This window comes from Urbifossiella limnaea, from assembly GCF_007747215.1.
GTDB lineage: Bacteria > Planctomycetota > Planctomycetia > Gemmatales > Gemmataceae > Urbifossiella > Urbifossiella limnaea.
The window spans coordinates 5,581,815-5,596,186 of the sequence record NZ_CP036273.1; the positions used below are offsets into that span (position 1 = coordinate 5,581,815).

The following is a 14,372-nucleotide window of genomic DNA, read 5'->3' on the forward strand; positions in this document are numbered from 1 at the left end:
TATCGGCACTCCGCGGCGTGTCGCTTGTGCGGTTCCCTTGGACTGAGTCGGGCCGTGAAGCGCGTTAAGGCCGGGGCGTCAGCCCCGTCGGGAGTCAAGCCCCGACGGGGCTGGCGCCCCGGCCTAACGCGTCGTCTGAAATCGTCGGACCCCGTCCGCCGTCACAGCAGGAGGGCGCGGTTGCGGCGCATGCGGTCGTGGTTGGTCCGCTCGCGGTCCTCGTCGCCGAGCTGCTTGTACACCTCGGTCAGCCGGGCCAGCGCCTTCGCCACCTCGTCGCGGTCCTGGTTGTACACCACCTCCACCCAGAGCAGTGCCCACATCGCCTCGCGCGGCTTCTTCCCCGCCAGGTACAGCTCGCCGAGCATCGCCTGCCCGGTCGCCCGAACCGCCGCGTCCTTCGTCTTGCCGATCTCCGCCTCGAGCGGGGCGATCCCGTCCAGCGGGTTGCCGGCGGCCGCCTTCGCCGCCACCGAGATCAGGTTGAGCCGGTCCTTCGGGGCGCCGGCGGCGGCGCTCTTCTTCGCCTCGTCGGCCTTCGCCGCGGCCTCGGTGTAGCGGCCGGAGCGCATGAGCGAGTCGGCCTCCTGGTACGCCGCCTCGGTCCGCAGGTCGGGCGTCGCCTCCGGCGCCTTCGCCTGCTTGGCCCACAGCCGGGCCGCGACCTCAGCCTTGCCGAGCTCGTGGTTCAGCCGGGCCGCCATCCGCGTCGCGTACCACGCCTCCCACCCGCCGGGGTAGAGCGCGAGGTAGTCGTTCAGCAGCGTCAGCCCGGCCTCGGCCTTGTCCTTCCAGCCGCTGTCGACGGCGGTGTCGTCGGCGGCGCGGGTGCTGGCCACGGCGTGCCGGAAGGCGAGCCACTTCTTGAGCCGCTCGGGGGCGCCGCCCTTGTACTTCTCGCGGAGCACGTCGTACGCCGCGCGGGCCTTGTCCCAGTCGCGGGCCAGCTCGTGCTTCACCGGCTCCTGCGCCTGCTCGCGGGTGATCTCCTTCATGTCCACCGGGTACGTGCGGACGACGTCGGCGATGGTCACCGTGGCCGACACCTTCCCCGTGTTGATGATTTTGAGGGCGCCGCCGTCCAGCTTCAGCTCGGCGTCCTCCTCCTTGACGGCGGCGCCTTTCTTGGGAACGTAGAAGACCCGGTCCTGCGGCCCCGGCGGCTGGCCGAGCGCGACCCCGACGAACGCCCCGGCGAACAGCGCCAGGGCCAGCGGCCCGCGGGCCAATCGAAACATGTGTTTACCTTTGGGGAGAAGGTTCTGGTGGTTAGTGTCGCATGAACGGGTGAAGGGGTGAAGGGGTGAAGGGGTGACACCAGGTTGTCAGTCTCACCCCTTCACCCCTTCATCTTCAATTCTCGGTCGCCTGGAGGAACAGCTTGCCGCCGGCCGCCTCGTACTTCTGCCGCAGCGGGGGCACCTCGGACAGGAGCTCGTGGTAGCGGTTCTTCACCTCGGCGTACATGTTCGGCCCCTCCTTCGCCTCCAGGTCCACGAACAGCTTGGCGATGCGGCCCATCGTGTCGTCGAGCTTCGGGTTCCCGGCCAGCAGTTGCATGTTCGCCTTGAGGATGCAGCGGTTGGAGTCGAAGTAGGCGTCGTAGAAGGCGTTCTTGTTCTTCTGGATCTGGGCGTTGTCCAGCTCGCCGGCCATGTTCTTCGGCGGCGGGGCGGTCAGCCGGTTGCGGGCGATCGCCTGCAACTCGTTCCACCCCTTCACGGCCGTGCCCCAGTGCTTGTTCGCCTCCTTGGCGTCCTTCGTCTCCGCGCCGCGGGCCTCGGACAAATAGCACGCCTCCTTGCGGAAGTCGAGCGAGGTGTACGCCCAGCCTTGTTTCTCCTTCGTGCCGATCGCCTCGGCGAGCAGCTTCTCGGCGGGGTCGAACTTCTTCGCCATCCGCTGCGCCCGCGCGGTGTCGAGCGCGGCCCGGCGGAACTGCGCGGCGGCGACGCGGGCGGCGTCGTCGGCCGGCGGCGCGCCGAGGGTCGCCGGGCGGGGAATCTTCGCCAGCGTCTCCACGGCCTTGTCGTACTCGCCGACCACGACCAGCGCCTGCCCGAGGAACAGCATCATCGGCGTCGGCAGGTTCGGCTCGGCGGAGATGCGCTCGACCAGCTTGCCGAACGCCCCGGACAGCGCCTGCGCCTCCGGCGCCTTGCCGGCCTTCCGCAGCGCCTCGATCCGGCCGCTCATCTCGGTGGTCAGTTGCTCCAGCGTCCGCTGGTTCGTCTCGGCGCTGCCGCCGAACTTCTTGAGCAGCTCGAACAGCTGGATGCCGTTGTCGGCCTGCCCCTGCTGGACGCGGGTCTTGAGGCCGAGCACGAGCAGGTCGCGGCGGAGCTTGTCCACGCCGTCGGCCAGCTTCGTCACCTTCACCTTCTGGGCCTTGTCCGGGTCCTTGTTCGCCTTCTCCTCGTCCGGGTCGATCGCCGCCACCACCTTTACCTGCTCGGCGAGCGGCCCCTTCTCGTTCATCTCGGTGAGCATCTTGCCGGCGGCGCCGAACACCTCCTCGTACTTGCCCGCGGCGAACAGGTCGGTCCCCTCCAGGAACACGGCCCGGGTGCGCGAGTCCTCGGTGGTCAGGAACGCCTCCCACCCGTCGAGGTTCGGCCCCTTGTCGCCGGCCATCAGCGACTTGTAGGTGCCGATGAGCTTGGCCGCCTCCTCGGCCGTGCGCGCCGCCCGGGTGTAGCCCACCTCGTTCTTCTCGGCCTCGGGGTCGATCCGCTTCTGGAGCAGGTACAGGAACGCCAGCCGGGCGCGCACGGACACGAACGTGCGGGCGTCGTCCTCGTTCGCGGTCGCCGGCGGGGGCGACAGCTTTTCCAGGTCGGCGACGGTGCGGCGGAACACGTCGGTGCGGCGGGCGTCCGGGAGCGGCGAGTCCTTCAGCGGGGCGAGCAGCTGCGTGGCGACGGCGCCCTGGAACAGGCGGACGTAGGACAGCCGCTCGTACCCCTGGCGGACCTTCAGCGAGGCGTCGTAGGCCTCGACCGGCTTCCCCTCCTCGTACAGGAGGGCGGCCAGCATGTGGCGGGCGTTGTCGGTGGCAGTCTCGGTGGGGAACCGCTCGTCGACGTAGCGGGCGAGCTTGATGGCCCGGTCGCGGTCGGCCTGGCGCGCCGCCGCGGCGGGCTCGGCCTCGGTGATCCGGATCGACCCGGCGGCGTTGATGTACGCCCGGACGCCCAGTGCCCCGCCGGCCGACGACTTTCCGCCGGTGCCGCGGACCTGGCGGGCGAGGTACTCGCCGAGGATCGCCGCGCGCCCGGCCTGGTCGGTCTCGGTGTAGAAGTAGATGAGGCGGAGCAGCACCTCGTTCACGTCGGCCGGGTTGTCCTTCTCGGTGGCGATCTCGCGGGCGTGCTCGAGCAGGCCGACGATCTTGTTCCGCCGCTCCTTCAGCGCCGCCTCGCCGACCGGCGGGTCGGCCCGCTCCTGGTCCTGCAACTTGGCCATCTGGATGAGGGACGCCATCTGCGCCTCCTCGAACGTCTTGTACGCCGTCGGCGGCAGCTCGGCCTCGCCGAGCAGCCGGCGGACGACGTAGAACCGGCGCTTCTGGGCGCGGAACGTGAACTCGTTGTCGGACTGGGCGATGACGCGGTACAGCTTCTCGGCCTCGCGGTACGCCGGCAGGGCGGTGGACGGCGTCGGCGGCACGGCCTTCGACCCCTTCGGCACCGGCACCTTGGCCACGATCTGGTCGGCCTCGCGCTGGCGGACGGTCGCCAGGTACCAGCGCACGGCCACGGCCTCGCCGGCGGCCTTGCGGTTGGCCCCGTACTGGCTCAGCCAGGCGCGGGCGTCCTTCTCCACGGCCTTGTCGTCGCCCTCGATCACCTTGTGGCGGATGAGGAAGAACTTGGCCAGCCGCTTGCCGTCGTCGGAGTCGCCGCCGGCGGCCTTGAGCACGTCCTGGAACTGGGCCTCAGACACCTTGTTGTTGTCCTTCTGGAACTCGCACTCGGCCATCCACGCCTTGGCGACCCAGCCGATGCGGCCGGGCACCCCGGCGCCGGCGGCCAGCTCCTTGAACTCGTTCCGCGCCTGGTCGATCGTCTTCGACCGCTCCTTCTTCTCGTCGGCGGTGGCGGCGATGTACGTGTCGCCGAGGTACATCTGGTTCACCGCGCTGGCGAGCTCGGCATCCACCTTCGACAGGATCAGCGCCCGGCGGGTGTTGGTGTCGACGTTGCCGGCGAGCTGGGCGCCGATCTTGTCGGCGGCGGACTTGAACTGCTTGGCCGCGCCGAGGAACAGCGGCCGGGAGGCGGCGGCTTCGGCCTTCTGCCTGGCTAGTTCCTCGTCGTGCCCCTTCTCGTTCTCCGGCGGCACGTCGATGCGGCGGGCCTTCGCCAGCTGCGCCTTCGCTTCGAGCGAGGTGAGCCGGGCCAGCGCCAGGTACGCCTCGGCGGCGCGGGGGTGGCCGGGGGTGTTGCGGAGGAACGTGGCGAACCCGTCCTTCGCCTCGCCGACGAGCCCGAGGCGCGTCGCCTCGTCGGGCTCGTCGTCGGCGGCTTCGAGGAGGCAGCGGGCGCGCTCCAGCGGCAGCTCGGCCTTCACCGCCGCCGGCGTGTCCTTCTTGGCTTCGAGCTCGGCGATCAGCTCGACGGCCAGTTCGGACTGCCCTTCCTGACGGAGGCCGCGGACGAGTTCGAGCGGGCTGGGCGGTCCGTCGATGGCCGGCGGCTCGGGCTCCGGCGGCTCCGGCGGCTTGGGCTGAGCCTTCGGTTCCGGCGGCTTCGGCTGCGGCTTCGGCTCGACTTTCGGCGGCTGCTTGGGGTCGACCTTCGCCTTCGTCTTGGGATCGGTCTTCTGCTGGGCGGTGGTGGTGCCGACGGGGTCGTAGGCGACGCACGCCATGCCGAGGGCGAAGACGAGCCAGACGGCGGGACGGGGCATGGCGGCGGCTCCGGGTGGCCGGGCGGGACACCGGGTGAGACGGGCGGCGGGCGCGGTTGGTTCCGTGATGTGAATTCTTACCGGCCGGGCGGCGGCGTCAAGGGGCGACGGCCATCACCACGACATCTTCGGCGCCGGGCGTCGCCGCGAGAACGTGCGTGGCGACCGCCTCCACGTCCGCGCCGTGTCGCCGGGCCGCGGCGAGTAGCGCGTCGCCGCCAGCGGTGGACACGAGCAGGCGGCCGCCGCGGCGCGTCAGCGCCGGGTACGACGCTTCGGCCGTGCCGAGGAACGGGCCGGGCGCCGACCACGCCGCCGGTTCACCGCCCGACGGCAGCCACACCGGAGCCGTCAGGCCTGCCCGCGCCACCGTAATCGACTCGTGATCCGCGACGCCGGCCAGGAGCGCCACCAGCGGCGGGTCGTCGAGGCCGAGCGCGAGCAGGTCGCGGTTGACGCGCTCGAGCGCCGCGGCGGGGTCGGGCTCGGCGCCGGGCGGGAACGCCGCCCGCAGCGCCAGTAGACCGAGCAGGCTTCCCACGGTGCCGCCGCGGCCGGGCACGTCGCCGACGAGGAAGGCGATGCGGCCGTCGGGCAGGCGGCGGGCGTCGTGGAAGCCGGCGCGGCCGCGGCGGCACACGGTAACGCCGCCGGGGAGCTCGTTCGGCAGCGCGGCCTGATGAGCGCGGCGGGCCAGTTCGCGCTCGGCGTCGAGGCGGGCGAACGCCTGTCGGAGTTGGTCGCCGAGCAGCCGGGCTTCCGCGGCACGCGTGCCGACGCGCGCCGACGCGGCCCGGGTTCGCGCCAGCGAGCGGAGTTGCGCCGCGAGGTGCGGCGGCTCCACGGGCATCATCAGGCACACGTCGGCGCCGGCGTCGAGGCCGACGGGGACGGCTTCGGGCCGGGTGACGAGCCAGACGACGGGGACGAATTCGTCGGCGAGTTCGGCACGCCAGCGGCGGGTCTGCGCCGCCGCGGCGGGGACGGGCTCGGCGACCACGACGGCGACGGCGACGGCGGCGAAGTCGACGGGCGGCGTACTACCGAGGGCGTGCGCGACGACATCGAACCCGGCCGCGGGGAGGGCGGCGGTCGGGTCGGCGGCGCTCAGCAGGACGGTCGGCATGGGATGGTTCGGCCGGGGTACTCGAAACGGCGCGGCCGGGTGGGTAAACTTCTACCCGACGGCCGCGCCGGCCGGAAGCCCGACCGCCCTCACAACGACCGCGAGCATCCCGTGCCCGTGCAGATGGAGCTCCGCCGGATCATCATCAGCGAGGTCGAAGACCACCAGGTCATCGTCCTCCGCGAGGTGGACGGGGAGCGGAGTTTCCCGATCGTCATCGGCATCTTCGAGGCCACGAGCATCGACCGCCGCGTCCGCAAGATGGAGTCGCCGCGGCCGCTGACGCACGACCTCGTCGTGGCCGCCGTGGAGCAGCTCGGCGCGGAGATTCAGGACATCGTCATCAGCGAGTTGAAGGACCACACGTACTACGCAAAGCTGCGGGTGCGGCAGGAGGGCGAGCTGGTGGAGATCGACTGCCGGCCGAGCGACGCCATCGCGCTGGCGGTGACGGCGAAGGTGCCCATCTACGTGAACGAGGACGTGCTCGGCGAAGCTCTCGATGAGGACTGACGAACCCCCGGAGCCCGAAAATCGAACCCGGGCCGGTGCCCGGGCCTCGGATTTGGGGCTTTCGGCTTACTTCCGCGCCAGGGGCGGCTCTTCCGTCAGGTCCAGCCGGACCGGCGGTGCCGTCGTTAAGATGATCCGCGGGCCGGTCGGCGCGGGCGCCGGCAGCTCGGGCCGGACCGGCGGCCGGTACGACGACACGGCCGTCGGCGTCGGCACGCGCGGCAATTCGACCCGGACCGCCACGACCGTCGGAACCTGCGCCACCGGCGGCCGCGGCGCGGCGCGGGCGACCACCGGCGGCTCCGCGGTTTGGCCCAGGAAGCCGTCCGCCCCGCGGGAACTCCGGTAGCCGAGCAGGTGGTACTCCCACAGCGCCTGCTTCGCCAGGTCGCGGACGACCGGGGCCGGGTCCGTCTCCGCGGCCGCCTCCAGAGCCGACCCGGCCAGCGGGAACACCGTGCGGTAGCTGCTGAGCACGTCCGCGGCGTCGGCCCGCACGTGCGCCGCGGGGTCGCGCTGGAGCGTCGCAACCAGGGCCGGAATCACGTCCGCCTGCGCCCGCGGGTCGGCGTCGCGCAGCTCGGCGACGGCCGCGCGGCGGCGCTTCTCGTCGGGATCGGTTCTCAGGGTCGTGACGAGCGTGCGGACCTGCGCGTCGGACTTGCCCTTCGCCTTCGACCAGAACGGGTTGGCGTCGGCCCGCGGCGCGAGGGCGACGAGCAGTACAAAGGCGGCCAGACGGGTGACGGTCACGGTGGTGCTCCTGCGGCGCGGCGTTCCTCCTCATGGCATCGGACGGCGGGGCGGTTGTCAGCGGCACTTCGGCCGCGAAGCGGCCGGAGCGCCGGCGGCGCGGCGGCGCACGCGGCACATCGGGCGCGTTCGGCGCGGCGACCGCATCCGGGCCGGCCCCGTCAGGGGTCGGCGCATTCGCACCGTCACCCGCTCCGACCCCTGACGGGGGCGGCTCGGATGCACCGATCTTCTCGAAATCTTTCCCCGGCCCGCGCTTACACCCCCGGCGCGGGCCGCTATACTGGTAACTCCGTTTGTGCGCCTCCCGACCCGGGTACGACCATGGCCGCTCCCTCGCAACCCCCCGCCGGCACCCCCATGACCGGGGCCGACATCCTCGTCGAGAGCCTCATCCGCCACGGCGTCGAGGTCGTGTTCGCCTACCCGGGTGGCGCCTCCATGCCCATCCACCAGTCGCTCACGAAGGTGGAAGACCGCCTGCGCACCATCCTGCCGCGGCACGAGCAGGGCGGCGGGTTCATGGCCCACGGCTACGCCCGCACCACCGGCAAGGCCGGCGTCTGCTTCAGCACCAGCGGACCCGGCGCCACCAACTTCGTCACCTGCATCGCCGACGCCAAGATGGACTCGGTGCCGCTGGTCTTCATCACCGGACAAGTGTCCACGACCGTGCTCGGCAACGACGCGTTCCAGGAAACGCCGATGGTGGAGATCTGCCGCGGCATCACCAAGCACCACTACCTGCTCACCCGGGTTGAGGACGTGGCGCGCGTGGTGAAGGAGGCGTTCCACATCGCCACCACCGGCCGGCCCGGCCCCGTGCTCATCGACATCTGCAAGGACGTGCAGGTGAAGAGCACGGTGCCCGACTGGGACGGCCCGATGGACCTGCCGGGCTACCGCCCGTTCCGCAAGCCGACCCGCGCCGAGCTCGAACCGATTGTCGCGGCCATCCGCGCCAGCAAGCGGCCGTTCATCTACGCCGGCGGCGGCATCACCCACGCCGGGGCGTCGGCCGAGCTGCGGGAACTCGCCGAGCTCACCGGCATCCCCGTCGGCCTGACGGTCCACGGCCTCGGCAACTTCCCGGCCGACCACTACCTGTGCCTGCAGATGCTCGGCATGCACGGCACCGTGTACAGCAACTACGCCATCAACGACGCCGACCTGCTCATCGCCCTGGGCGTGCGGTTCGACGACCGCGTCACCGGCAAGCTGACCGAGTTCGTCAAGCACGGCAAGATCGTCCACGTGGACATCGACCGCAGCGAGATCCACAAGAACAAGTTCGCCCACGTCCCGGTCCACGGCGACGTGAAGGCGGCGCTCGCCACGCTCAACGGGATGCTGAAGGAGGACGCGAACGCGGACCTCGTGGCCGGCGGCCGCTACCCGGACTGGTGGCGGCAGATCGACGCCTGGCGGGAGGCCGACCCGATGCGCTGCCCGGAGCGGCCGGACGCCATCATCCCCCAACACGCCATCCGCCGGCTGTGGGAAATCCTCCGCGACCGCGGCCAGCTCGACAAGACGATCATCACCACCGGCGTCGGCCAGCACCAGATGTGGGCGGCGCAGTTCTTCGGGTTCAACCAGCCACGGAAGTGGATCACCAGCGGCGGCCTCGGCACGATGGGCTTCGGCCTGCCGGCGGCGCTCGGGTGCAAGGTGGCCCACCCCGACAACCTCGTCATCGACATCGACGGCGACGGCAGCTTCCTGATGAACGTGCAGGAGTTGGCGACGGCATTCGCCGAGAAGATTCCGGCGAAGGTGCTGCTGCTGAACAACCAGCACCTCGGCATGGTGATGCAGTGGGAGGACCGGTTCTTCGGCAGCAACCGCGGCCACACCTACCTCGGGGCCGGCGACGACCAGCCGCCGTACCCGGACTTCTGCACGATCGCCAAGGGCTTCGGCGTGGCGACGCGGAGCGTGATCGACAAGGCCGACCTGGACGCGGCGCTGATCGAGATGATCGAGAGCGAGGGGCCGTTCCTGCTGAACGTCCACGTGCCGCACCAGGAGCACGTGCTGCCGATGATCCCGGCGGGGATGACGGTCCACGACATCATCAAGACGTAGCGTGTGGGTGGGAGTGCGGGTGGGAGTGAAAGCCCGGGGACGGCCGTCCCCGGGCTTTTCGCGTGAGGAGGGACGCATGGCCCGTAAGTCTCGCGGCACCCGCGCCGCGATCCGCCGTCTGGAGCGGAAGGCGTACCGCGCCAACGGCTGGCTCATCGCCTCGCTCTCCTTCCTCGTCGTCGGCCCGCTGATGGCCTGCGGCGGCGTCAACGTCTTCGGCTCCGACGGCCCCGGCATCTGCTGCTGTTTCGTCGGCATCTTCAGCCCGTTCGTGGCGCTCGGCGGCCTGCTCCTGATGGGCGGCGACCGCGCCCGCTGGAACCGCGCCCTCGGCTTCGCCCGCGCGGGCGACGACCTCGGCCTCGACTACACCGAAGAACCGGGCCGCAGCGCCGCCGCGTTCCTCCGCGGCTGCGCGACGATCGGCGACGCCGAGCACGAGCTGCGCCGCAACCGCCTGGAAGGGAGCTACCGCGGCCGCCGGGTCCGCGTCATGGACTACCGCAGCGGCTACGGCGGGTCGAACGTCGTGGCCCGCACGACGATCGTGTGGGACGGCGAGGCGCGGGGAGTGCCTCGGCTGGCGCTGTACCCGCGCGGCTGGCGCCAGAAGTTGGCCGACGCCGTGGGCGCCGGCGGCGGGTCGATCCGCCTCGCTGGCGAGCGCGAGTTCAACGACGCCTACGTGCTCCAGGGCACGGACGCCGACGCCGTCGCCGCGTGCTTCACGGACGAGCTGATCGGGGTGTGTCTGGAGGAGCGGTCGCTGGTGGTGGAGGCGCTGGACGGGTCGCTGCTGGTGTACTGGGACGGCGAGGAGTTCCCGCCCGCGGACCTGCCCGACCGGCTGGCGACGGCTCTGCGCGTGCTGAAGTTGCTGGCCCCGCATGCGGAGCCCGACGCGGGCAGCTGAGGCCGTACCGCCGTGCGCCGAACGGCCTCAGCCGCCGCGGATCGCCCACCGCGCGAGGTACGCTTCCACCTCGGCCATGGTGCTCTGCCGGCCGGCGAAGCCGACGTGCCCGTCCGGCCGCACGAGGTAGATCGCGTCCCGCGCGACGCCCACGCGCCGGCACGCCGCCGACCACGCGAACCGCTCCACCCGCAACCCCGCCCGTGACGCCACGTCGCGCAGGGCCACTCCCACGTCGCCGTAAACGTGCAGTTGCCACTCGCGGTTCGCCAGCGGCGCGAAGTTGTCGGGCTCACCGAGCCACGGCAGCCGGTCGCCGGCGCGGACTCGGCCGGCACCGCCGGCGCTCAGCGGGCTCGGGCGGTACTCGATCCGCGTCTGCGAGATGAGGCGGAACATCTGCCGCCGCAGCGCCGGCACCTGGACCGCCAGTGGCAGCACGCGCGGCATCACCACCCGCCGCATCAGCCAGCCGCGGACGCCGCCGCCGACCAGGAACCCGAACGCCCGGTCGGTCGTGTCCACGAGTACCCGCGCGAAGCGGATCCGCTCCGCCTCGTAGCTGTCGAGCACGTCCGGGGCTGCGGTCCCGCGCAGCGCCGCGGCCAGCTTCCACGCCAGGTTGACGGCGTCGCCGATGCCGGTGTTCATCCCCTGCCCGCCGGCCGGGCTGTGGACGTGGCCGGCGTCGCCGGCGAGGAACGCCCGGCCGACGCGGAACCGCTCCGCGACGCGGTGGTGGACGTGGTACGTCGAGAACCAGTTCACCAAGGTCGTGCGGAGGCCGAGCAACTGCTCGGCGATGGGCCGCACGTCGTCGAACGTCAGGTCGGTGCGCTCCGCGAGCTCGGCGGGAAGGATGCCGATGAGGCGGACCATGCCGTCGCGGCGGACCGGGAAGCCGAGACAAAACGTGTCGCGGCCGAGGCTGGCGTTCACGAACGCGCCCGGCGACCAGCCCTCGCCGGCCACGTCGGCGACGTAGAAGCGGCTGTCGTACTTCGCGCCCGGGAAGCCGACGCCGAGCGCGCGGCGGACGGCGCTGTGTGAGCCGTCGCAGCCGCAGAGGTAGGCGTGCTCGGATTCCGACTCGGTGCCGCCGGCACGGAGGCGGGCGAACACGCGGCCGGGTGTCTGGCGCACGCCGACGAGTTCGGTATTCCACTCGACCGCGACGCCGGCGTCGCCGAGCAGACGGAGGAGGTAGCGCTCGTGGTCGTCCTGCGGGTAGCTGAGGACGAAGGGGAACGGGCTGATGCCGGCGCCGATGTCGCCGAGGGAGAACCGGGCGACGAGGCGGCCGCGGTCCCAGAAGCGGCCGCCGGACATGAGGAGGCCGCCGGCCACGACCCCGTCGGCGACGCCGAGTTGCCGGTAGAACTCGAGCACGCGGGCCTGCACGGCCATCGCACGGGAGGCGAGCCCGGGGCCGGGCGCCTTGTCCACGACGCGGGGGCGTACGCCGGCGCGGGCGAGCCAGAGTGCGAGGACGAGCCCGGTGGGGCCGGCGCCGGCGACGAACACCTCGGGGCCGGTCATTGCAGGTCGACGTCGAACGTGCTCGCCCCGGCCGGGGCGACGAACGTCAGCCCGGACGTGTCGGCGGCCGCGTACCGGGCCGGCAGCACCGCCTTGCCGTTGGCCGTCGCGGTGACCGTAACCGCGTACCGGCCGGCCACGAGGGTCGCCCGGTAGGTCGCGTCGGCGCCGGTCTTGGCCGTCACCGCGGGCACCCCGACCATGCGGTCGAGCGTCGTAAACGTCAGCGTTGCGTCGGCCACCGGCTGCCCCTTGTACGTCACCTTCCCCTTCACCTCGGGGCCGCCGGCCGCGCCCTTCTTCACCTCGGGCACCGTAGTCTTCTTCGGCTCGGGGGTGGTGGTCTTCTTCGGCTCCGGTTCCGTCGTCTTCTTGGGCTCCGGCGTCACCGTCTTCTTCGGCTCCGGGGTCACCGTCTTCTTCGGCTCCGGGACGACGGCGCCTTTCACCGGCTCCTTCAGGTCGGAGCGGACCTTCTCGATGGCCTCGTGCAGCAGGAACGCCTTCTTCGCCGCGTCCGACTCCCTGGCGGCGGCGGCGAGGCCGTCGTCGATGGCGGCCTGGGTGGCGGGGCGGTGGGCCAGCAGCGGGCGGGAGGTGCGGAGGGCGCCTTCGTACAGACGGAACGCCCCGGCGTAGTCCTTCCCCTGGTTGTACAGGTCGGCCCCGGAGTTGTGGACGCCGGCCAGCGAGTCGCGCAGCGCCTTGTCGAAGACCGGGTCGGCGGCCCCGGCCGCGCCGGCGACGAGGGCCGCGAGAGCTGCGGCGAGGAACAGGCGGGACATGGTTCGGACTCCGACGGGAGTGGGTTCGGTAGGTCGCGGGCATCATACGCCGGCCGCCCGGTCGCGGCAGTGGCGGTTACCACCCCCGCCGGCGACAATGCCCCCGTCCCCTCCCGGAGTTTCCCATGCGCACGTTCCTGGCGGTCGCCTTCACGTCCGCCCTGGCCACCCTCGCCGCCGGCCAGCCCGCCGCCCCCGTGCCGCTGTTCAACGGCAAAGACCTGACCGGCTGGAAGGCGTTCGGCCGGCTCGTGAAGGACGGCCCAACCACGCCGATCGACGCGAAAGACACCTGGAGCGTGACGGACGGCGTGCTGCGGTGTACGGGGAAGCCGACGGGCTACCTCGCCACCGAGGCCGAGTACGGCGACTACGAGCTGACACTGAGGTGGCGCTACCCGGCGGGCCTGAAGGGCGGCAACAGCGGCGTGCTGCTCCACGTGCAGAAGGCGGACGTGGTGTGGCCGGTGAGCGTGGAGGCGCAACTGCGGGCCGGCCGCGCCGGCGACATCTGGCTGCAAACGGCCGCCGAGGTGAAGCTGACCGTGGACCCGGCCCGCCGCGACGCCGACGACAAGACGAAGCGGCACGTCTGGCGCAGCCCGAAGGACGAGGTCGTGGAGCGGCCGGCGGGCGAGTGGAACGACTACCGCATCGCGTGCCGCGGAGGGTCGGTCGAGCTGGCGGTGAACGGCCGCGTCGTGAACGGCGGCACCGACTGCAACCTGACGCGCGGCCGCATCGCTCTCCAGTCCGAGGGAACGGACGTGGAATTCAAGGACATTACGATCCGGCCGCTGAAGTAACGGCACCCCACGCCCGCAGCGCCTGCTCGGCCGCGTCGGGCGCGTCTGCCGGGACGCCGACAAGCGTCGGCAGGTGGCGGAACCACGTCAGCTGCCGCTTGGCGAACTGCCGGGTGCGGGTGCGGATCTGGTCCGCGGTGGCGTCCAGGTCTGCGCCCGGCGTGTCGAGGTAGTCCCACAGTTCGCGGTAGCCGAGCGCCTGCGCCGCCTCGCGGCTGATCGGCCGCTCGCGCAGCCGCCGGGCCTCGTCCAGCCAGCCGGCGTCGAGCATCGCCCCGACGCGGCGGTTGATCCGGTCGTACAGCATCTCGCGCGGCAGCTCCAACACCACACCGGGGATCGCGGCCGGCGGCGGGGCGGATTCGCCAGCAAAAGCAGCCGTGTCCCAGCCCTGCTGCCACGCCGAGATCGGCTTGCCGGTCAGCTCGAAGACTTCGAGCGCCCGCACCACGCGGCGTACGTCGTTGGGGTGGAGCCGCGCCGCCGTCTTCGCGTCGGCCGCCGCCAGCCGGGCGTGCAGCGCCTCCTTCCCGACGCGCTCGGCCTCCGCTTCGAGCCGCTGCCGCAACTCGGGATCGCCGGGCGGGCCGTCGAACAGGCCGTGGAGCAGCGCCTTGAGGTAGAACGGCGTGCCGCCGACGAACAGCGGCCGCTTCCCGCGCGCGGCCAGCTCGCGGCTCACCGCGGCGGCGCGGCCCAGCCACCACGCCACGGTGCCGCTCTCGGACGGGTCGAGTTCGTCGACGAGGTGGTGCGGTACGGCGGCGCGCTCGGCCGCGGTCGGCTTCGCGGTGCCGACGTCCATGCCGCGGTAGACGGTCATCGAGTCCGTCGCCACGACCTCGGCCCCGAGCCGCGGCGCGACGGCGAGCGCGAGCGCCGTCTTGCCGCACGCGGTGGGGCCGGTCAGGATCAGGGCGTTCGGGAACATGGCAGGA

The 14,372-nt window shown here is 72.1% G+C and carries 11 protein-coding genes; 4 read left to right on the top strand and 7 right to left on the bottom strand.

Translation table 11 applies throughout. From position 1 onward, the window contains the following. Positions 1-161: 161 nt before the first annotated feature. From ETAA1_RS22750 to ETAA1_RS22760, 3 genes are all read right to left on the bottom strand, one after another. Positions 162-1,238, bottom strand: a complete 1,077-nt coding sequence (locus tag ETAA1_RS22750) for a hypothetical protein (protein ID WP_145242583.1) — start codon at positions 1,236-1,238, stop codon at positions 162-164. Positions 1,239-1,353: 115 nt separating this feature from the next. Beyond that, on the bottom strand, positions 1,354-4,911 hold the full coding sequence (locus ETAA1_RS22755) for a hypothetical protein (protein WP_145242585.1): 3,558 nt from the start codon (positions 4,909-4,911) through the stop codon (positions 1,354-1,356). A 97-nt stretch (positions 4,912-5,008) separates the two neighbouring features. Next, the gene (locus tag ETAA1_RS22760; protein ID WP_145242587.1) at positions 5,009-6,037 is read right to left on the bottom strand and encodes a SpoIIE family protein phosphatase; all 1,029 of its coding nucleotides are present in this window, start codon (positions 6,035-6,037) and stop codon (positions 5,009-5,011) included. A 123-nt stretch (positions 6,038-6,160) separates the two neighbouring features. Between ETAA1_RS22760 and ETAA1_RS22765 the strand changes: the two genes are divergently transcribed. Continuing rightward, positions 6,161-6,550 (top strand): bifunctional nuclease family protein, encoded by a 390-nt coding sequence (locus ETAA1_RS22765; RefSeq protein WP_145244747.1) that lies wholly within the window; start codon positions 6,161-6,163, stop codon positions 6,548-6,550. A 66-nt stretch (positions 6,551-6,616) separates the two neighbouring features. Here the strand turns inward: ETAA1_RS22765 and ETAA1_RS22770 are convergent, their stop codons facing one another. Next, the gene (locus tag ETAA1_RS22770; RefSeq protein ID WP_145242590.1) at positions 6,617-7,303 is read right to left on the bottom strand and encodes a HEAT repeat domain-containing protein; all 687 of its coding nucleotides are present in this window, start codon (positions 7,301-7,303) and stop codon (positions 6,617-6,619) included. 324 nt (positions 7,304-7,627) lie between these two features. Here ETAA1_RS22770 and ilvB point away from each other — a divergent pair, with 324 nt between their 5' ends. Beyond that, positions 7,628-9,391, top strand: a complete 1,764-nt coding sequence (gene ilvB / locus ETAA1_RS22775; RefSeq protein ID WP_145242592.1) for a biosynthetic-type acetolactate synthase large subunit — start codon at positions 7,628-7,630, stop codon at positions 9,389-9,391. 76 nt (positions 9,392-9,467) lie between these two features. Next, a complete protein-coding gene (locus ETAA1_RS22780; RefSeq protein ID WP_145242594.1) occupies positions 9,468-10,304 on the top strand; it encodes a hypothetical protein in 837 nt (278 codons plus the stop codon). Positions 10,305-10,331: 27 nt separating this feature from the next. Here the strand turns inward: ETAA1_RS22780 and ETAA1_RS22785 are convergent, their stop codons facing one another. Both ETAA1_RS22785 and ETAA1_RS22790 read right to left on the bottom strand, forming a co-directional pair. Next, entirely contained in the window at positions 10,332-11,843 is a 1,512-nt protein-coding gene (locus ETAA1_RS22785) for an FAD-dependent monooxygenase (RefSeq protein WP_145242596.1), read from the bottom strand. After that, a complete protein-coding gene (locus ETAA1_RS22790; RefSeq protein ID WP_202920343.1) occupies positions 11,840-12,628 on the bottom strand; it encodes a carboxypeptidase-like regulatory domain-containing protein in 789 nt (262 codons plus the stop codon). Before ETAA1_RS22790 ends, ETAA1_RS22785 begins: the two co-directional genes overlap by 4 nt. Before the next feature lie 125 nt (positions 12,629-12,753). Here ETAA1_RS22790 and ETAA1_RS22795 point away from each other — a divergent pair, with 125 nt between their 5' ends. Further along, entirely contained in the window at positions 12,754-13,434 is a 681-nt protein-coding gene (locus ETAA1_RS22795) for a 3-keto-disaccharide hydrolase (RefSeq protein WP_145242598.1), read from the top strand. Here the strand turns inward: ETAA1_RS22795 and miaA are convergent. Next, positions 13,412-14,365: a tRNA (adenosine(37)-N6)-dimethylallyltransferase MiaA gene (miaA, locus tag ETAA1_RS22800; protein WP_145242600.1), complete on the bottom strand. Its 954-nt coding sequence runs from the start codon at positions 14,363-14,365 to the stop codon at positions 13,412-13,414. The two genes, ETAA1_RS22795 and miaA, sit on opposite strands and share 23 nt — an antisense overlap. Between the last annotated feature and the right edge of the window lie 7 nt (positions 14,366-14,372).